This is a genomic window from Bradyrhizobium acaciae, assembly GCF_020889785.1.
In the GTDB taxonomy this organism is placed as follows: Bacteria; Pseudomonadota; Alphaproteobacteria; order Rhizobiales; family Xanthobacteraceae; genus Bradyrhizobium; species Bradyrhizobium acaciae.
Genome location: NZ_JACMYK010000008.1, coordinates 64202 through 83972, shown reverse-complemented (window position 1 = coordinate 83972; position 19771 = coordinate 64202). Strand labels below are relative to the sequence as shown.

19 protein-coding genes are annotated in these 19771 nt (G+C 62.0%); 3 read left to right on the top strand and 16 right to left on the bottom strand.

Going from position 1 to position 19771, the window contains the following annotated elements; translation table 11 throughout:
• Positions 1–6 precede the first annotated feature (6 nt).
• A complete protein-coding gene (locus tag H8A92_RS06410) occupies positions 7–1077 on the bottom strand; it encodes an ABC transporter substrate-binding protein (RefSeq protein WP_229194984.1) in 1071 nt (356 codons plus the stop codon).
• Between the two features lie 459 nt (positions 1078–1536).
• On the opposite strand from H8A92_RS06410, the gene H8A92_RS06405 reads away from it, so the two are divergent.
• Complete coding sequence (locus H8A92_RS06405; protein ID WP_229194983.1) at positions 1537–2631, top strand: amidohydrolase family protein; 1095 nt, start codon at positions 1537–1539, stop codon at positions 2629–2631.
• A 6-nt stretch (positions 2632–2637) separates the two neighbouring features.
• Here H8A92_RS06405 and H8A92_RS06400 read toward each other — a convergent pair whose 3' ends face one another.
• From H8A92_RS06400 to H8A92_RS06370, 7 genes are all read right to left on the bottom strand, one after another.
• The gene (locus H8A92_RS06400) at positions 2638–2937 is read right to left on the bottom strand and encodes a hypothetical protein (protein WP_229194982.1); all 300 of its coding nucleotides are present in this window, start codon (positions 2935–2937) and stop codon (positions 2638–2640) included.
• A gap of 98 nt (positions 2938–3035) precedes the next feature.
• Positions 3036–3773, bottom strand: a complete 738-nt coding sequence (locus H8A92_RS06395; RefSeq protein ID WP_229181361.1) for a Crp/Fnr family transcriptional regulator — start codon at positions 3771–3773, stop codon at positions 3036–3038.
• Between the two features lie 292 nt (positions 3774–4065).
• The gene (locus tag H8A92_RS06390; RefSeq protein WP_229194981.1) at positions 4066–4905 is read right to left on the bottom strand and encodes a phosphodiesterase; all 840 of its coding nucleotides are present in this window, start codon (positions 4903–4905) and stop codon (positions 4066–4068) included.
• Between the two features lie 9 nt (positions 4906–4914).
• Positions 4915–5973: an ABC transporter ATP-binding protein gene (locus H8A92_RS06385; protein WP_229194980.1), complete on the bottom strand. Its 1059-nt coding sequence runs from the start codon at positions 5971–5973 to the stop codon at positions 4915–4917.
• A complete protein-coding gene (locus H8A92_RS06380) occupies positions 5970–6755 on the bottom strand; it encodes an ABC transporter permease (protein WP_229194979.1) in 786 nt (261 codons plus the stop codon). The genes H8A92_RS06385 and H8A92_RS06380 overlap by 4 nt, the downstream gene beginning before the upstream one ends.
• Positions 6756–6759: 4 nt before the next feature.
• Complete coding sequence (locus H8A92_RS06375; protein ID WP_229194978.1) at positions 6760–7575, bottom strand: ABC transporter permease; 816 nt, start codon at positions 7573–7575, stop codon at positions 6760–6762.
• Between the two features lie 38 nt (positions 7576–7613).
• Complete coding sequence (locus H8A92_RS06370; protein ID WP_229194977.1) at positions 7614–8621, bottom strand: ABC transporter substrate-binding protein; 1008 nt, start codon at positions 8619–8621, stop codon at positions 7614–7616.
• 194 nt (positions 8622–8815) lie between these two features.
• Here H8A92_RS06370 and H8A92_RS06365 point away from each other — a divergent pair, with 194 nt between their 5' ends.
• Positions 8816–9967, top strand: a complete 1152-nt coding sequence (locus tag H8A92_RS06365; RefSeq protein WP_229194976.1) for a zinc-dependent alcohol dehydrogenase — start codon at positions 8816–8818, stop codon at positions 9965–9967.
• Between the two features lie 45 nt (positions 9968–10012).
• Here H8A92_RS06365 and H8A92_RS06360 read toward each other — a convergent pair whose 3' ends face one another.
• The 8 genes from H8A92_RS06360 to H8A92_RS06325 form a co-directional block, all read right to left on the bottom strand.
• Complete coding sequence (locus tag H8A92_RS06360; protein ID WP_229194975.1) at positions 10013–10717, bottom strand: ABC transporter ATP-binding protein; 705 nt, start codon at positions 10715–10717, stop codon at positions 10013–10015.
• 4 nt (positions 10718–10721) lie between these two features.
• Positions 10722–11492, bottom strand: a complete 771-nt coding sequence (locus H8A92_RS06355) for an ABC transporter ATP-binding protein (protein WP_229195016.1) — start codon at positions 11490–11492, stop codon at positions 10722–10724.
• The gene (locus H8A92_RS06350) at positions 11489–12475 is read right to left on the bottom strand and encodes a branched-chain amino acid ABC transporter permease (protein WP_229194974.1); all 987 of its coding nucleotides are present in this window, start codon (positions 12473–12475) and stop codon (positions 11489–11491) included. The genes H8A92_RS06355 and H8A92_RS06350 overlap by 4 nt, the downstream gene beginning before the upstream one ends.
• Before the next feature lie 7 nt (positions 12476–12482).
• Positions 12483–13367, bottom strand: coding sequence for a branched-chain amino acid ABC transporter permease (locus H8A92_RS06345; protein ID WP_229194973.1), 885 nt, complete (start codon positions 13365–13367; stop codon positions 12483–12485).
• Positions 13368–13420: 53 nt separating this feature from the next.
• On the bottom strand, positions 13421–14674 hold the full coding sequence (locus H8A92_RS06340) for an ABC transporter substrate-binding protein (protein WP_229194972.1): 1254 nt from the start codon (positions 14672–14674) through the stop codon (positions 13421–13423).
• A gap of 68 nt (positions 14675–14742) precedes the next feature.
• A complete protein-coding gene (locus tag H8A92_RS06335) occupies positions 14743–17133 on the bottom strand; it encodes a xanthine dehydrogenase family protein molybdopterin-binding subunit (RefSeq protein WP_229194971.1) in 2391 nt (796 codons plus the stop codon).
• Complete coding sequence (locus tag H8A92_RS06330) at positions 17130–17615, bottom strand: (2Fe-2S)-binding protein (RefSeq protein WP_229181349.1); 486 nt, start codon at positions 17613–17615, stop codon at positions 17130–17132. Before H8A92_RS06330 ends, H8A92_RS06335 begins: the two co-directional genes overlap by 4 nt.
• The gene (locus H8A92_RS06325; protein ID WP_229194970.1) at positions 17612–18493 is read right to left on the bottom strand and encodes an FAD binding domain-containing protein; all 882 of its coding nucleotides are present in this window, start codon (positions 18491–18493) and stop codon (positions 17612–17614) included. Before H8A92_RS06325 ends, H8A92_RS06330 begins: the two co-directional genes overlap by 4 nt.
• Positions 18494–18662: 169 nt before the next feature.
• Between H8A92_RS06325 and H8A92_RS06320 the strand changes: the two genes are divergently transcribed.
• Positions 18663–19760 carry an LLM class flavin-dependent oxidoreductase gene (locus H8A92_RS06320; RefSeq protein WP_229194969.1) on the top strand — a complete coding sequence of 366 codons (1098 nt, stop codon included), beginning with the start codon at positions 18663–18665 and terminating at the stop codon, positions 19758–19760.
• Positions 19761–19771: the final 11 nt, after the last annotated feature.

Here is a 19771-nt window from a genome sequence, read left to right as displayed (position 1 = left end):
AGACGATTAGACGCGGAAGATGCGGGTGTAGCGCGCCTTGATCGATTCCCCTTCCCGCTCCACCGCCACGGGATCGTCCTTCATCGTCTTGATGTCCTTCAGCGGCTTGCGCCCGGCTTTCTCCTGGGCCTGCGCGTGGACGGACCTGAGGCCGCCGATCTCGACATTGAGCTGCTGCCCCTCGCGCCCGAGCGCGAACGACTGAAACAGCCTGGCGGCATTCGGATGCGGACAATCCTTGAAGATCCCATTCGGGCCAACAATGATCGGCGACCCCTCCGTGGCGTAGACCGGCTCGACCGGGCGGCCCATCTCCTTCATCTGAAAGATGTTGTACTCGTTGCCGTCGGCCATCACCGCGCGCTCGCCGAGATCGAGCTTCTTCGGCGGATCGGTCGAGGACTGCACCTGCATGATGTTCTGCCTGGCGAGCTGCTCGAAAAAGGTCCAGCCGAGATCGCGCTGCATCTGATAGGTCGCGGTCATGATGGTGCCGCTGTAGCCGGGATGCGCCTTGACGATCTTGCCTTTCCATTTCGGATCGAGCAGATCGGCAAAGCTCTTCGGCGCCTCCTCGGCCTTCACCAGGTTGGTGTTGTAGGCAATGATCGACAACCAGACCCTGAAGCTTGCGAACTGACCGTCCGCATCGCGATGCTCCTCCGGATAGTATTTTGCGACCTCCTCCGGGACATAGGGCGCCAGAATGCCGTCGCGCTTCCACACGATGAAGTGCGCGGCATCCGAGGAATTGACGACGTCGACCGCGTGAATGTTGCTGGCATATTCCTGGCCGACCCGCTGGAACACGCGTTCCGCGCCGGTGCGTTCGACGCGCACGGTGATGCCGGCATACTTCGCTTCGAACGCCTTCGCCAGCTTCTCCGCGACCGGCAGATCGGTCGAGGTGTAGTAGACGACCTGCCCCTCTTTCTTCGCCGCCTCGATCAGCGCCGGCGTCACCGGTTCCGCGGGTGGCGCCGCGGCCATCACGCGCGTTGAAAAAGCGGCCCCTGCCAGCACGGCGCTGGTGCCCTTCAGCATAGCGCGGCGCGATAGCCCAGGATGTTTCCTCATTTGTCTCCCCGCTCGTCATGGCGAAGTTGGCTACGCCGTTCTCCCGGTGCTATTCCGACGCGCGAAAACGGAGTCTGTCGTCGACAGAAGCTTCAGGTTGCAGCTAGACTTCTGCTCAAGAAACAAGACTAAAGTTGGGGGAAACGGTCAATGGCGGGCTTGCCAGTTGGGTGGGGCCCGTCGGCGGTCGATCGACCGCGGTCCAGCCGCTATCGACGAGCAGCGTGCTGCCGCTGACATAGCATCCGATGCAAGATAAGCGACGGCGGTGGCGACTTCGTCGGCGCTTCTGCAGCGATTGAACACGGTGTGGTCGCGGCAGCTCCAGGTCCTGCCCTGAGCGCAAGCGACACCTTGCAGATCAACATTGCGCGACACGCACAGCGTGCGAGATTGCGCAATCTCGCCTACGTCCCTAGGCTCCCTATCGATAACAAAAAGACCAGGGAGGCGAAGGTCATGACCACAAGGCGGGATTTCCTGAAATCGGGAGCGACGGCGGCGGCAGGCATCGTGTTCTGCAGCTGCGGGCTCGTCCACAACGCGAATGCGCAGCAGCCGCGGCAGAAGTTACCGGTCAGCGTCGATGGCAAGCGCATCAAGACCATCGACATCCATTCGCATTGCCACTTCCGCGAGGCAGGCGCCCTGCTTGGTGCCGACGCCGGAAAACTGCAGCTGCCGCCGGTCAACGGCGCCACTGAAGCCTTTGTCGAAATCGACAAACGTCTGGCTGCGATGGATGCGCAGGTTGTCGATATGGAAGTGCTTTCGATCAACCCGTTCTGGTACGACCGCGATCGCGATCTGGCCCGAAAGATCGTCAAGATCCAGAACGAAAAGCTCGCCGAACTCTGCGCCTCGAAGCCCGAGCGGTTCGCAGCCTTCGCCTCGCTGACGCTGCAGGCGCCGGACCTTGCGGTGCAGGAACTGGAAACGGCGGTCAAGAAACAGGGACTGAAGGGTGCGGCGATCGGCGGTGTCGTAGACGGCGTCGAATTCTCCGATTCGAGATTTCATCCCGTATGGGCGAAGGCCGAGGAACTCGGTGTCCCCCTGTTCATCCATCCGCAGGGCGTGCCCGAGCTCAACAAGCGACTGTCCGGCAATGGTTGGCTTGGCAACACGATCGGAAATCCGCTCGAGACCACGATCGCGCTCTCTCACCTGATCTTCGAGGGCACACTCGATCGCTTCCCGGGATTGAAGATCATCGCCGCGCATGGCGGCGGCTATCTCCCCTCATACGCCGATCGCTCCGATCATCCCTGCCTGGTCGGACCGAAGGGGTGCAATCCGGATATCAAGCTTCAGAAGGCGCCGACGGAATATCTCAAGCAGATCTACTTCGATTCCCTGGTCTTCACACCTGAAGCCATCCGGCATCTCGCCGCCCGGGTTGGCGCCAGCCAGATTGTGCTGGGAAGCGACTATCCCTATCCATGGCAACTGGCACCGGTGGATCACATCTTCGCCTGCGCATCGCTGAGCGACGACGACAAGGCCAACATTCTCGGCCGGACCGCCGCAAAGCTGCTCGGCGTTGCCGCGTGAGGATGATCAGTAGGCTCTCACCGTCCGCATCTGATTGCGCGGCTGACCCGTGGGCGCCAGCTCCGCGACGTTGGGCAGCGAATCGGCGTACACGGCCTCAGTGCCGGCGAACTCCGCTTGCGCCGCGTCCGATATCCATTTCACCGCCGCGGGGTGGCTGATCAGCATCCCCATCAGTGCAACGATCACCAGCACCGGCAAAGCGATCAGCTTGATGCTGAAGCTTTGGTAATTGTGCTTCGGGTCCTGCCGTCGATTATCAAATGAGCCCTGCATGGATTCCTCCACATTGCGGATGTGATCCACCGAGGGCTCACTTACCGCAGGGCACGCAAGGCCGATGTGAATGGTTTCACAGGGTTTGTCCGGTTCACCGTTTCGTGAACCTCGAGCAGCCGAAATGGCTACTCGCCGTCATCAGCGCCGGCGTCGACCAGCTCTTGAAGCGACTCGGGCTTCAGCACGACGATCGCGCCATGCTCGAGCCTGACCCAACCGCGCGTCGCCCACGCGCGGAGCTGCTTGTTGATGCTCTCGCGGGTCATACCGACCATCTCGCTGATCTCCTGCTGGGTGATCGAGATGGTCCGCCCCTGTGGCTTGTGCTTGTCGCTCAGGCGCAGCAGCGCGCTCGCCAGACGGCCGGGCAGGTCCTGCAGGATGACCTGCTCGACCTGATCGCTGGTCCAGCGCAACCTTGCGCAAAGCAATTCGATGAACTTCATCGCCAGCGTCGGCTGACTACGCACGAAGGGAATGAACTCGCGCCGGTCGATGACGAACAGTTCGCAATTGGTGTTGGCGGTGGCATCAGCGGTGCGCGACAAGCCGTCGAGCAGAGCGATCTCGCCGAAGATCTCTCCCGCCTCGATCAGGTTCAGGATGGCGTTGCGACCATCCGGCGACGAAATGCTGATCTTGACCGTGCCCGAAATCACCGCAATCAGGCTGGTGCCCGGATCGCCCTTGGAAAAGATCGTCGTGCCGCGCTTCAGCGTGGTGTGCTTGGCGTAACGGCAGAGCTGATCGAACGCTTCGGGTTCGAGATCGGCAAAGTAGGGATGCTTGCGCAGCACCGACAGCTTGTTGTTCGAAAACGACGGCGCGCCGGCAGTTCGTTCTATGTGCGGCGCACCGGTCATTGTGATCCAGACTGATTGTGTTGCGTTCAATCGGCCCGCTACCAGGAGCGGACACCGACAAAGCCATCGATCAATGAAAGCGGAAAGGACTATAGCCCCACCGGGCCACTACAGCAACAATAGGTCCGCCCCGGTGGCATTGGGCTCGAAGGCATCCAAGTACAATTTGGAATAAATATGTGCCTATGCAACGCTCAATTGCAGGCAGCAGACCGTCCGTGATGCGGAATGTCCAGTCCATCAACGACACTCTCGCCCGGCAAAACAGTCACTGCGGGGGGTCTGCGCCAACTTACAGCAGCTTGCCGTCTGGCCCAAAGAACGGGTGCGGTCCGTCAAACTGACCGATCGGGACCTGGTGGGTGACCAACTGTCCGAAATCCTGCCCGGGAAACCAGGTGTGCAGGTGAAAGGCAGGCGGTTCCACCTTGAACGACGGTTCGCGGAGCTGTCCGAGGTCCAGATCGACCGCATGGTTCGGCGCGGGGCACAGCGTCACGGGAATTCCGGCAAAGGCCGTCAGCATGGCGCGGTGGACGTGCCCGCAGCCGATCAACCGCACGCGCGGGTGACGCCTGACGATTCCTGCCAGTTCGTCGGCATTGAACAGGTCCTGGCGGTCCATATGCCAGATGCCGCCCTTGAACGGCGGGTGATGCAGGAAGAGCAGCGCCGGCCGGTCGACGGCCGCCGCCAGCGTCGCATCCAGCCATTGCAGCGTAGCGGGTTCGAGCATGCCGTGCGGTTTCCGGGCAACGCTTGAATCAAGCAGCAGCAGATCGAGGCCATTCACTTCGATCTTCTGATCGAGTGGGCCCGTCGCATGAGCATAGGACGCGGCAGGAAACGCGGCGCGCATCCACTCACGCGAATCGTGATTGCCGGGAATTCCGGCAAACGGCAAGCGCAGCTGCGCGAGCAATCGCTTGAGATAGTCGTATTCTTCAACCGACGGCGTATCGACGAGGTCGCCCGAGATGACGACGAAGTCGGGCGCCGGCTCGAATGCGTTGAGCGCCGCCACACAGCGTTCGAGCGCCTTGGCGGTATCGACCCGGCCATAGGCCAACGCTCCCGGCGGCTTGATGTGGAGGTCGGATATCTGGGCGATGAGGACCGGTTTCGACGGCATCGATCAATCTCAGGGTTCTGAAGGCAGAAGACGAACAGCGTCGGCCGTAATCGAAAGTCCGACCCGATCGCCGACCTTGGCCCGAATGGTGTTGGGCGCGTCGACATTGAGCGGCTTGCCCGATGCGCCGCTCACGACAATTCTCTGTCGGTCGCCAATGAAGCTGACGGAATCGACAGTTCCCGAGAGCTGCCCTGCCCCAGCGTCCGCAACGCGAATGGTTTCAGGGCGGATCATCACGGTCGCGTTCGCAGTTGTCGCACCGCTGTCGATCGGCAGTCGTCCGCCGGGAAGGATCATTGCACCGTTCTCGATCGGTGCTTCAATGATGTTCGCCGCTCCGATGAATTCTGCCACGAACCGATCCTTCGGCGCGAAGTAGACTTCGCGCGGCGTGCCGATCTGGGCGATCGCGCCTTTCCGCATCACGACAATGCGGTCGCCCAACTCCATAGCCTCGGCCTGATCATGAGTGACATAGATCGTCGTGATGCCAAGCGCGCGCAGCAATCGGTTGAGTTCCCCCCGCAACCGGTCGCGCAAGGCGGCGTCAAGCGCAGTCAAAGGCTCGTCGAGCAGCAAGATGCCGGGCCGAATCGCGACCGCGCGCGCCAGCGCAACGCGCTGACGTTGGCCACCCGAAAGCTGGTCGATGCGGCGGTTCTCCAATCCCGTGATGTTCGTGAGAGTCACGAGTTCGGCGACGCGCGCGGCACGCTCGCCCCTGGCGACGCCGCGGATCTTCAAGCCATAGGCGATGTTGTCCGCCACCGTCATGTTGGGAAACAGGGCGTAGGACTGGAACACCATCCCGACATTGCGTCGCTCGATCGGCACCAAGGTCATATCCTTGCCGTCGAACAGGACCTTGCCGCCGGTATCTGGCAGTTCGAGGCCTGCGATGATCCGCAGCATCGTGGTCTTCCCGCAGCCGGATGGGCCGAGCAGCACGAGCGTCTCGCCGCGCGCGATGTCGAGGGTCGCGGGATCGAGCGCACGCGTGCCGTCGGCAAAAGTCTTGCCGCAACTCTCGATCCGCACCGCAGCGCCGTGTCCCGCCGTACTCATCGCTTGTGATCCTTGTCGGCCAGCAGTTGCATCGCGACCAGGAGCGGAATGATCATCACGAAGAAGATCAGCGTGTAGGCCGAGGCCACTTCGAGCCGCATCGAGGCGTAGCTGTCGGCGAGCCCGATCGGCAGCGTCTTCGTCAACGGCGTGTGCAGCATCCAGGTCAGATTGAATTCACCGAGCGAGAGCGTGACCACCATCAGTGCGCCGGCCAGAATTCCCGGCAGCGCATTCGGCACGATGACATCGCAGAAGCGCCGCCATGGCGATGCCCCGAGCGAGGCGGCGCCCTCATCCAGCGTCTTGACGTCGACGGTCGCAAACACCGCCATGACGGACCGCACCATGAACGGCATGGTGAAGATCACGTGTCCGACCAGGATGAAGAGCCAGGAACGGCGGAAGCCACCAAAGCTCCCGTATGCAAGCAGCAATGCAAGCGCAATCGCAAGCCCGGGAATTGCGAGCGGCAGCGTGATGATCTCCTCGACGATGCGGGCAAGCCGTCCTCCCCGCGTATGCAGGGCATAGGCCGCGGGAACACCCGCAAGCAAGGTGACCGCAAGCGTCGCGAATGCGATCACGAAGGAGAGCAGGATGGTGCCGGCATAGAGCTCCCAGACCTGCGCGACCCATTGCAGGGTCACGCCGGATTGGATGCCCCGGAAATAATTGACGGTCACTCCGGCGGAAATGGAAAGCCCCGCGGGCACCACCAGGAAGGCCGCAACGAGCAGCGTGAAGATCAACTGGCCGGTGAAGATCAGACGATCGCGCATGCGTTCACCCGGCCGCCGCAACCGCGCTGCCGCTGAACGTGCGGGCGAGCGCAAGGATGAGCCAGGTGATCAGGCCGAGCCCCACCGACAGCGCGGCCGAGGTCGCAAAGTTGGCGGCCAACGTGAACTCGGTGTAGATCAGCATCGGCAACACGTCGATATTCGTCGCCAGCGTGAAAGCCGTCCCGAAGGCCCCCATCGCGGTCGCAAACGCGATCGCGCCGGACGCAACGAAGGCCGGCGCCAGAGCCGGCAGCACGACGTCACGCTGCACCGCCCAGGGGCTGGCACCGAGCGAACGCGCGGCTTCCTCCAGACCGACATCGAGCTTTTGCACGGCCGCCATGATGGTGAGGATCACGCGCGGGATCGAGAAGTAGAGATAGCCGAGGAAGAGCCCGTAGATCGAATAGGCGAAGACGAATTTCTCGCCGAAGATCCGGTTCGAGAGATCGCCGATCAGCCCTTGCCGTCCCGCCAGCAGAATGATCATGAAGCCGACCACCACGCCGGGAAAAGCCAACGGAAAGGTCAGCATCGCGATGAGCACGGCCCGTCCGGGAAAGCGATGCCGCTGCAGAAACATTCCGGCAATGGTCGCCACAATCAGCGTGACGACCGTCGTTGCGGCCGCCAGCAGCACGGTGTTGATCAACGTCGCGCGATAGCGGCTTTCCGTCAGGATGGCAAGATATCCGGCGAGCCCGTGCGGCCCTTCGGCACCCGCGACCACCAGGCGAGCCATCGGCAACAGGAAGAATGCCGTGGTCACGACCGCGAGCGGCAACAGGCAGAGCCAGACGAAGGATTTTTGCGACATCGGAAGAATGGTGCCTTGGCGAGGGGCACCATATTGCCTCAGCGAACCTCGGCGAGATAGCGGTCGACGAAGGCTTTTTGCACGTTTTCCATCTCACCCCAGTCGACGCTCTTGGCGCGGGCATAGTCGCTGTCGGGGAGGAATTTGCCCTTCACGGAAGCCGGCAGTTCGATCGGGCGGGCCGGACGCAGATAGGCATTGGTCCAGATCGCCTGCCCCTTGTCGGACAGCAGATAGTCCATCACCTTCTTGGCCTTCTCCTTGTCCGGCGCGTTCTTCACCAGACCAACGACATAGGGAAACACCACCGAGCCCTCGCAGGGAATGACAAACTCGAAGTTGCCCTTCTCTGAATATTTGGCGCGATAGGCGTTGAAGTCGTAGTCGAACAGGATCGGCATTTCACCCGAAACGACGCGGGCATACGACGTCTGCTTGGGCACGATCGGATCATTCTTGCGCAGCTCCTTGAAGAAGCTGATCGCCGGATCGAAATTGGTGGGTGAACCGCCAAGCGCCAGATTGACCGCGACCGCGCCGACATAACCGACCGCAGCGGACGACGGATCGAGGTAGCCGACCATCCCCTTGTAGTCGGGCTTCAGGAGGTCCTTCCAGCAGGCCGGCACCGGCTTGCCGCCGAGCGCGTCCTTGTTCACGAACAGGCCGAGCGTGCCGGAGTGGATCGTGGTCCAGTAGCCATCCGGGTCCTTGAGGCCGGCGGGGACCTGATCCCAATGCGCAGGCTTATAAGGTTCAAGCGCGTCCTGGGCCTTGGCTTTCATGCCGAAGGTCACGCCGAAATAGCCGATATCACCGACCGGATTGCTCTTCTCGGCCAGTATCTGGGCCAGCGCCTGGCCGGAATTCTTGTTGTCGTGCGGGATGTCGTAGTTGAGGTCCGCCTTGATTGCCTTCAGCATCGAGGCCCAATCGGCCCATTCCGGCGGGCAATTGTAGCAGATCACGTCGGCCGCCTTGGCGGATTGCCAGGGCGCGATCAGTGCCAGCGCCAGCAACGCAAGGACAAGGCGGACGGTCTTCATGGGAGGCTCCGGTCTGGGAGAGGATGCAATGAGGATTTCAACATCAACCGGGCGACCAAGTATAGGCCGCGTATGAACGTTTTGCGACGCGCTTGCTGCCGTGCAGCAAATGCAGCCGCCCCGACGCCAACGATCGGATGCTCGCGGCAGTTGGCCGTTTCGCGCTAGGCTGGCAGGCAAAAGAGGACGCGCCCATGTACCAGCCGCCTGGCGTCAAGACGTCGCCCGATCTTGTCGTTCCCGACCTGATGAAAGCCTGGGTCCTTGGCGACCCCGATCAGCTCTTCCTTCGAGAAAAGCCAACGCCGATCCCGTCGCGTGCCGAGGTGCTGGTTCGGATCGACGCGGTTGCGATCTGCGCCACCGATCTCGAAATCATCCATGCCGGGTCGCCGGCAAGCATTCAGGGTGGCCCGCCCTTCAACAAGAACTTCACACCGGGCCACGAATACATGGGGACGGTTGCGGCGCTCGGCCCTGATGTCGACGAGTTCAAAATCGGCGAGAGGATCAGCGTCGAGATCCATGCCGGCTGCGGCCAATGCAAACGCTGCCGCCAGGGCATGTACACGTCCTGTCTCAACTATGGAAAGCCCGAGAAGGGTCATCGCGCCAACGGCTTTACGACCGATGGCGGGTTCGCCGAATACGCGGTCAATCACATCAACACGCTGGCGCGGGTACCGGATACCATGAGCGACGCGGAGGCGACGCTGGTGGTGACTGCCGGTACGTCGATGTATGGCTTGACGGAACTGGGGGGATTGGTGGCCGGCGAGAGCGTCGTGGTGATCGGCCCGGGGCCGATCGGACTTCTCGCAGTTGCCGTGGCCAAGGCGCTTGGCGCAAGCCCGGTCATCCTGACCGGCGCGCGCAACAAGCGGCTCGCGATCGGCGGGGAACTGGGGGCCGACCGCATCATCAACATCAACGACGAAGACGCCGTTGCGGTGGTGAAGCAACTGACAGGGGGGATCGGCGCGGACTATGTCGTCGAATGTGCCGGCACCGAAGCGACACTCAACCAGGCCATTCACATGACCAATCGTGGCGGCAAGATCTGCCTGGCCGCCTTCCCGCACGAAGCCGCGACGCTGGACATCGCGCATCTCGTGCGGAACAACATCTACGCTTACGGCATTCGTGGAGAAGGCCGCAGCGCCACCCACCGCGCGATGGAATTGATGGCCGCGAAGCGATTCGATGCGACCAAAATCCACACCCACACGTTTGCGCTGGCCGACCTGCCGACCGCGCTGAGGTATGCGCGGGATCGCGTCGACGACGCGATCAAGGTCATCGTGACCAATCGCCAGGCAGACGTCATCGCAAGCGCTGCGGAGTAAGGTTCCGTTCGTGCCGATGGCACGCAGGCTGATCCGAGAGCCTGCTCACACCGAGCAGTAGCGCTCCTTGATCTCGTCATCGGCGAGCAATGCCTGCGCAGAGGCCTGGTGCACGACGGCCCCCTGATCCAGCACATAGGCCCGATCGGCGATGCCGAGCGCGAGTTCGACGTTCTGCTCGACCAGCAGCACCGTCGTTCCCTGCGCCTTCATGCTGCGGAACAGCTCGAACATCTCGTCGACCAGAACCGGCATGATCCCCTCCGACGGTTCATCCAGCATGATCAGGTCGGGCTTTGCGATCATCGCGCGCGCGATCGCCAGCATCTGCTGCTCGCCGCCGGACATCGTGACCGCCTCTTGATCCATACGCTCGGCCAGTCGCGGGAAGATCACGGCGATCTCGTCGATCAGCCCGGCTTCCCGTTTCTTATACTTCGACGCGACCAGCCCAAGCCGCAAATTCTCCCGCACCGACAGCCCCTGCACGATCCGCCGCTCTTCGGGAACATAGGCGAGCCCCAACGCAAAGCGCACATGCGCCGGCCGGTTCAGCAACTCTTCGCCCTTAAAGATGACCGAGCCGCGCGCCCGCCCCATCAGCCCCATGATCGATTTTAGCGTCGTCGTCTTGCCGGCGCCATTGCGGCCGATCAGGCAGACGATTTCGCCCCTGGTCACCTCGAGGCTGATGTCCTGCAAAGCGTGGCTTGCGCCATACCAGGCATTGAGCTGGCTGACCTGCAGCATCACCTCAATGCTCCCGCTGCCCGAGATAGACACGCTTCACCGCCTCGTTCTGCCGAACCTCCTGTGGTGTCCCCTCGGCAAGCAACTCTCCGTGGTGCAGCACCAGGATCCGGTCGCTGATCCCGAGCACCAGCTTCATCTTGTGCTCGACGAGGATGACCGTGCGTTCCTTTGCGAGTTTCACGATCAGATCCATCATGGTCCGGGTTTCTTCCGGGCTCATGCCGGCGGTCGGCTCGTCAAGCAGCAGCAAACGAGGCCGGCTGGCAAGCGCCATCCCGATCTCCAGTGCCCGCTGCTCGCCATGGGCCAGCGTCTTGGCGGCACGTTCCCGAGACTCCCACAGTCCGACCAGGGCCAGCAATTCGTCCGCCCGCTCGACCAGCTCGGTCAGGCGTGCGCGCGGACGCCAGATGTCGTATCGCGACACCAGCGCCTGCAGGCCGACGCGGATGTTCTCACGCGTCGTGAGCTGCGGAAACACGCTGGTGATCTGAAAGGATTTCGCGATCCCCATGTGGGCAAAGCGGTGCTGAGGGAGCCCCGTGACATCCCTGCCCTCGAACTCGACGCTGCCCTTGGTGGGCGGAAAGGCGCCGCACAGCAGATTGAAATAGGTGCTCTTTCCAGCGCCGTTCGGACCGATGATGGAGGTGATCGCTCCTCGCGAAAACTCGGCCGAGATATTGTTGAGCGCGACAAACTTGCCGAACGTCTTGCCGACGCCACTGGTGCGCAGAATGATTTCTCCGGCTTGGCCTATTGCGGCGCTCATCGTCTGCCCCGCGCAATCAACGTGCCCCAGATGCCGGCGGGGAAAAACAGCACGCATGCAATGAAGATGGCGCCTACGATCAGCTGCCAATGAACGGTCCACACGGAAACGATGTTCTCCAGCACCAGGAAGACCGCGGCGCCGATCATCGGCCCGAAGAATGTCCCCATCCCGCCCAGCAGGGCGATCATCACGACAAGGCCCGACGTCTCATAGTGCAGGATCTCGATCGGAACGATCGACAGATGCAGGGCCTGCAAGGCGCCCGCGAGCCCGCAGAAGCCGCCCGACAAAATGAAAGTCAGCAAGCGCGTCAGAGTCACGTCGTAGCCCGACGCGCGGGCACGCACCCCGTTCTCCCGCACCGCTTCGACGACGGCGCCAAAGGGCGAGGCAAGAATGCGGGACATCACGAAGAATGCGGCGATCACGAAAGCCGCAATGACGTAGTACCGGATCATCGGATTGATGAAGTCGATCCGCAAGCCGAACAAATCGATGGTGCGGACATTGATGCCGCGGAGCCCGTTCTCGCCGCCGGTCAAGTCGACGGCCTGATAGAACAGGTAATAGACACATTGCGACAGCGCCATCGTGACCATCGCGAAGTAGATACCGCGGGTCCTGATCGCAAGCACGCCGATCAACAGCGCCATCAACAGGCCGCCGGCGACCCCGGCCGCAATGGCCGCATACCACGGCCAGCCGAAGTGCACGATGGCGATGCCGCAGAGATAGGCGCCGGTCCCGAACAACGCTGCATGACCGAACGACAGAAGGCCAAGATAGCCAAACACAAGGTTGAAACCGAGAGCGTAGAGCCCATAGATCAGGATATTCACGGCCAAGGCCGTGAACGGCATCACCAGCGGGAAAATCAGGATCACCGCAGCCGCGATGCTGGCGCGGTGTCGTGTTGCGAACTCGTACCAACTTCCCGTCGTGGCACGGTGCGGTTTGATCGATTGAGCAGTTTCCGTCATGCGGGTCTCAGCTCATCAATCCGGCGCGGCCGAAGAAGCCTTGGGGACGAACGATCAGAACGATCGCCATCAGGGCAAAGATCGAAACCTTGGCCATCTCGGGTGCAAACAGCGAGGTCATGCTGACCACCACGCCGACCAGCAGGCCTGCCAATACAGCACCGCCGATCGAACCCATCCCCCCGACGACCGTCACGACGAAAGCCTCGGCGAGGATCGTGCCGCCCATCTCCGGGATGACGCCCTGGAGCGGAGCCGCCAACAGTCCGGCAAAGCCCGCAATCGCGGTACCTATCCCGAACACAATCAACCAGACCCTGGAAACATCGACCCCAAGGACGCGAACGATTTGCGGATCGCGTGCCCCGGCGCGGATAATGAGCCCGTAGCTCGTCTTCTCCAGAAACAGCCAAAGCGCCAGCAGCACAACGGCCGTCGCGCCTATCACGAACAGGCGGTAGAGCGGGAAATAGCCGACGCCGATATCGACGGCGCCCTGCAAGACGTCGGGCGTGTCGAAAGGATAGCCAGTCTTGCCAAAGGCAATGCGAACGCATTCGACCATCACGTAGCTGAGCCCGAACGTCAGCAGCAGCGGATAGTCGATGCCGCGGCCGTAGAGCGGCCGGATCAGCACGCGCTCGACGGCAAGGCCGAACAGTCCGATCACAATCGGTACAGCCACGAGGCAGATCCAGAAATTGCCGCCGATCGATATCAGATAGAGCCCGACATAGGCGCCGACCATATAGAAGGCACCGTGAGCGAAGTTGACGACCGTCAGCATCCCGAAGATCAGCGAGAGGCCGATCGCAAACAGCACGTAGATTGCGCCGAGCGCGAGCCCGGCAAACAATTGCAGCGCGATCAAGTCAAAGCTCAGGCCCGCCATTTGTCCCCCTCGGCACGACGCGCACCGCCCCGCGGCGTGCGTCGGCGCATGGCTCAGCTCTTATGACCGAGCGCCTCGCACGAACGCAGGTACTTCTCATTGGGTTCTTCGGTCGACAGGACCTCGAACACATCGGACTCGTTCTTCATGTCCTTGGACTTCGACTTGATCACGAGCACCGACTGCACCGACTGGTGGTCGCATTTGCGATAATACTGCGGTCCCTTGTAGTAGTCGTACTTCAGCGCCTCCAGCGCAGCGACGACCTTATCGGTCTCGACGCTGCCGGCTCCCTTGACCGCCTCGAGCACGGCCCGAACGCCACCATAGCCGAGCGCGCCGTAATCGGTCGGAAGCTTGCCGTCATACATCTTGCGGAATGCTTCGTTGAACGTCTTGGTCGAGGCGAATTTATCCTCGATGCCCCAATAGAACGAGCAGCCGCCGACAACGCCTTCGAATGCCTGAGGCCCGGCTGCGACGCGGCTGGCATGCGAGAGCAGCGGTGCAATGATCTGGATCGATTTCTTGATGCCGAAGTCGGTCGCCTGCTTCAGCGCGATTTGCTGGTCGCGGCCGAAATTGCTGATGCAGAGAATGTCGGGCTTCAGCGCCTGGAGACGGGGCAGCAAAGTGGAGAAGTCGGTCGTTCCCAGCGGATGACGGATGTCACCGAGGTTCTCGATGTTGAACTCCTTGCCGACCTCGAGGAAGCCGCGAACCATTTCGTGGCCATAAGCGTAATCTGCCGTCAGAAACGCAACCTTCTTGCCGAATTTGGTGAAGGCGTAGCGACCGACCGCGCCCGACGTCATGTGCGGGTTCAACGCTTCATGGAATGTGTATTTGCTGAAGTCCGCCGCCTCGTTGATGGCATCGGACTGGCTGATCGAATTGAAGATGACGCCGCGCTCTTTGGTGACGTTATTGATCGCGAGCTGAACCGCCGCGGACAGGCTGCCGACGACGAAATTCACCTTCTCCTTCTCGACCAGCTCCAACGTCCGCGTCGCCGCCTCGCCCGGATTGAGCTTGTCGTCGCGCACGACGAGCTCGGCCTTGCGGCCGTTGAGACCACCGGCATCATTGAATTGGGCAACGGCGAGCTGGCCCGCCCGCACCTGGTCTTGGGCCTCGGCGCCATACGGTCCGGTCAAGGGAACGGGGAAGCCGATCTTGATGGGCGCCTCCTCGGCCTGCAGCAGATTGATGCGAAACGGCGAGACGGCAAGAACGGCGCCGGCGCTTGCCGTCGTCAGCAGACGACGCCGCGATATCGATCCAGCTTTAGTGACCTTCTTCGTCATGACTATTCCTCCCCAAGAACTGTCTGTGTTTTGCTTATCGTATTGTCTTTGCCCGGAACGTCTCCACCTCAGATTCGTCCCAAGGCCGTCAGGATAACCTGAGGCGTCAGCGGAATCTCGGTAATTTTTGTGCCAAACGGACGGAGCGCGTCGTTAACCGCGTTGGCAACCGCAGCTGCCGCACCAGCCGTACCCGCCTCACCCGCTCCCTTGGCTCCCAACTCCGATTCCCGCGTCGGGGACACCACGTGACCGATGTCGATATCGGGCATCTCGCCGGACATCGGGACCAGGTAGTCCGCCATGTTGGCGTTGGTCAGCTGACCGCGCTCGTCATAGATGCATTTCTCGAACAACGCTGCGCCGAGCCCCTGCACCACCCCGCCCCGGATCTGCTCGTCGACCAGCTGCGGATTGATGATGGTGCCGCAGTCTTCGACAACCCAATGTTTCAGCAGCGTCACGAACCCGGTGTCGGTGTCGATCTCCAGCCAGGAGGCCTGAATTCCATTGGTGAACGCAAAGGGATATTGGCGCGGAACGAAATGGCGGGTCGCCATCAACTCAGGCTGGATACCTGGCGGGAGGGTGTCCGGTCGGAAATAGACGATCCGCGCCAGCTCGTTCAGCTCCATGCGTGGCGCGCCGTCGCCGGCATTGATGATGCTGTTGGTGACGATATCGAGCTCGGCCGGCGTCGATTGTAGGATGGCCGCGGCGACATCCAGGATATTCTGACGCAAGGCCTTGGCAGCCTGCAACGCGGCTTCGCCGCCGATGCCGGCACCGCGCGAGGCCCAGGTGCCGCCGCCGTAGGGCGTATTGTCGGTGTCGCCCAAGGTCACGCGGACCCGATCCATCGAAACGCCGAGCACGCTGCCCACGATCTGAGCCGTCAACGATTCCGATCCCTGTCCTTGCTCCGTGATGCTGGTCTGGCAGATCACCGACCCCTGCGCGTCGAGCCGAACCGCAACGCCGTCCTGCGACGATATTTTCGCACCGCCGACGCCGTAAAAGGCCGCGCTGGGATTGGTCACCTCGATGAAGCTGGCTATTCCGATACCGCGGTGAACGTTTTTGGCGCGCAAGGCCGCTTGCTCGGCGCGCAATGCATCGTAGTCCATCATCTGAAGCAGCTTGGCCAACGAGGCGTGATGCGAGAGCTGCTCGAATTTCATGCCCGACGGTGATGCACAGGGATAGGCATCGTCGGCGATCAAGTTGCGCCGGCGGATCTCGACAGGGTCCATGCCGATCCTGGCTGCGGCAAGGTCAACCAGCCCTTCGGTGACCGAACAGGCAATCGGGTGTCCGACCGCCCGGTACTGGCACATGACATTCTTATTCTGGAAGACGACCCGCGCCCGCGCCCGATAGTTCGGGGTGAGATAGGGCCCACCGACCAGATTGACCACCTGATTTGCCTCGATGGCGCTGGTGCGCGGATACATCGAATAGGGACCGATCCCGGTCAGGTCGTCGATCTCGAAGGCCGTGATCGTTCCGTCCGGTCGGACGCCGATCCGCCCCCTGCATCGATGATCGCGGGCGTGAATATCGGTGTTGAAGCTCTCGACGCGGTCGGCCACGAACTTGATCGGCCGCCGTAGCAGCTTGGACAGCGCGTAGGTCGCCATCTCGTCGGCGTAGATATGAACTTTGATGCCGAACGAGCCGCCAACGTCCTTGCAGATCACCCGGACCTGCGCTTCCCTCAATCCGAGATGCAGGGCCGCGATGTTCTGCACCATGTGAGGCGCCTGCGTGCCCTGATAGATCGTGAGCCGCCCCTCGGCCGCACTCCAGTCGGCAACGACCGCCCGCGGTTCTAGCGTCACGCCGGTGTGGCGACCGAATACGAAGTCGGCCTCGACGACCTCGGACCCCAACAACGCATGGTCGACGTCGCCGGCATTGAGGGTCCGTTCAAAGGCAAGATTGTCGCCGAGCGAGGGGTGAATGACATGCGTTGCCGGATCGAGCGCCGTGCGCATGTCCGTGACCGCCTCGAGCTCCTCGTAGTCGACGGAAATATGCTCCATGGCATCTTCCGCTGCGGCCCGGCTTGTTGCCACAATCGCGGCAACCGCCTCACCCTGCCAGCAGGCCCGGTCGACCGCGATCGCATGCTGCGGCGCCGACTTCAATCCCTTCAGATGCGAGAGCACACCGACCCATGGCGTGATGACAGCCTCAAGTTCACGCCCCGTGACGATGGAAATGACACCGGACATGCGCTTCGCTACGTCGGCATCGATCGCCACGATTTTGGCGTGGGCATACGGCGACCTTAGAAAAACCACGTGCGCCATCCGCGGCAATTCCAGGTCGCTGACATATTGTCCGCGCCCTTGCAGCAACCTGTCGAGGTTCGGCCGCGGCACCGTCTTGCCGATATAGGAATTCGGGCGATCGAGCACCGAAAGCATGCCTGCTGGCGGCCGGGTCACCGTCATGCGCGCCGCTCCGCGCGCGTCCTGGCCGTCGCCTCGACAGCGTCCACGATGGCCTGATAGCCGGTGCAGCGGCAATAGTTGCCGGAAAGATGCTCGCGGATCGCCGGACGATCAGGCATGGACACATGCTTCAACAGATCCTGCGCTGTCATCAGCATGCCAGGCGTGCAGTAGCCACACTGCAAAGCATTGCGTTCGCGAAATGCGGCCTGAAGATCGGCAATTTCACCGCTATCAGACAGCCCCTCGATCGTCTCGACTGACGCGCCCTGCGCCTGCACCGTCAGCATCAGGCAGGAGCGAACGATCTCGCCATCAACCCGGACGGTGCAGGCGCCACAGACGCCGTGCTCACAACCGACGTGGGTTCCAGTTAGCTTGAGATGCTCCCGGATGAAGTCAGCGAGATTGAGCCGAGGCAAAACAACCGCATCGATGGGTTCGCCGTTGACCAGAAGCGAGACTGATACCGGAGCACTCACCTCGTCGCTCCCTTTTCCAGTTCGGGCCGCGCAAGCAACGCGGCCGCACAGCGCCGGAGCAAGGCGGCAGCGAGATGTCGTCGCATGGCCGCAGTAGCCTGCTGGTCTTCCTGCGGATCGAGTTCGTCGGCCAGCGCGGCCGTAGCCTCCGCAAGCAAGGCCGGCGTTACCGATGCATTGATCAGCTTGCCGGCAGCCGCTGCAAGTACCGGCCTGTCGCCAACCGCAAAGAAGCCGAGCCGAAGATCCGAAAAGCTACTGGCGGCAACGACAGCACACGCGGCAAGACCAACGATGGCGTAATCGCCATGCCGTCGGGCATACTCCTGAAAGAAAAATGCTGTGCCTTGGCCTGCGACTGGCACCTCGACCGCGACCAGCAGCTCGTCCGGAGACAGCGCCGTCTCGTAGATTCCCTTGAAGAATTCAGTCGCCGCAATCCGGCGCTCGCCGGCCGGGCCGCGAACAACGATCGTGGCGTCAAGTGCTAGAACACAGGCAGGCAATTCCGATGCAGGATCGGCGTGAGCAAGGCTACCGCCAATCGTTCCGCGATTGCGAATTGCGGGGTGGGCGACGTGGGCAACGGCATCCCGCAACAGCGGCGCGTGCAGTGCAATCTCCGGCGATCCGAGCAGGTCGACGTGCCGGGTCAAGGCGCCAACGACCAGTACGTCTCCCCTCACAGCGATACCGCGCAACTCGGCGAGGCCACCGATATCGATCAGAATGTCCGGGGAGAGGAGTCGCAGGTTCATCGCCGGCATCAGGCTCTGGCCACCCGACAGAACCTTCGCCTTGTCACCGTGCGCGGCAAGCAACTCCAGTGCATTCACGACGCTGGTCGCGCGGGCGTAGGCGAAAGCCACAGCTTTCATGTGGGCGTGGCCTCCCGGGCCCAATTTTGGTTTGCCCGATTAGAGGGCCGCCCTCGTCAAAGGTCAAGTTTGTTTATCGAGTGATTATTTGTGTGGCAGGGCTTGTCTTCGACTCGGGAAGGACGCAGGTTTCCTGCCAACTAAAGTTCAACGCGCAGGGAGGCGGATCTTGAAGCTCGGGTTCTTTACGATGCCGATCCACCCCCTCGACAAGGATTGGCGGCAATCGCTCCGCGAGGATCGAGAGGCCTTCCTGCTCGCGGATGAACTCGGTTTCACCGAGGCGTATGTCGGCGAGCATGTCACCGACAAAGCCGAGAACATCACCTCCAGCATCGCGTTCATTGCCTGGCTCGCAGCCGCAACCAAGCAGATCAAGCTTGGAACCGGCACCATCAACATGCCGAACACTCACCCGGCGGCGGTCGCCGCATCTGTCGCCATGCTTGATCACATGCTTGATGGCCGCTTCATATTTGGCATAAGCCCCGGCGGATTGCTGTCCGACGCAGAGGTTTTCGGCAATCTCGATGCCGACCGCAATGCCATGTTCCTCGAGGCGATCAATCAGGTTCTTGATATCTGGGCCGGCAAGCCGCCCTACGATCTGCAGGGCAAATACTGGAACGTCTCAGTGAAGAGAACTCTGATCGAGGACATCGGCCAGGGGATCGTAGCTCGCCCCTTGCAGGCGCCTCACCCGCCGATCGTGGTGACCGCGGTCGCACCGTTCTCAAAGGGCGTCACGGAGGCCGCCGCACGCGGCTGGGATCCGATCTCGGCAAACTTCCTGATGCCTGCCTGGGTAAAGAGTCACTGGCCCAAATATGTCGAGGGTTGCGAGCGTGCGAACCGGGCCGTCGACACCGCCAATTGGCGCGTGGCCAAAAGCGTGTTCGTGGCAAAGGACGCCGCAACGGCGAAGGCGTATGCCACGTCCTCCGATAGTCCCTACGTCTACTATTATCACCAGCTGTTCACGAAGCTGAAGCGCAGCGGCCGGCTCGAACTGTTCAAGACCCGTCGCGACCAACCTGATGCTGAAGTTACGCTGGAGTCTATCTGCAACAAGCTGGTCATCTACGGCACCCCCGAAAGCGTGGCCGATCAAGTGCTGGCGTTCCAGGACGAGACCGGCACCTTCGGCACCCTGCTGTATGCCGGCAAGGACTGGAAAGACCGCGAGCTCGGCCGTCAATCGATGATCCTGATGGCCGAGAAGGTTCTGCCGCGGATCAATGCCGCTGCTGCCGGATCAGCGGCGTGATCCAGGGAGTT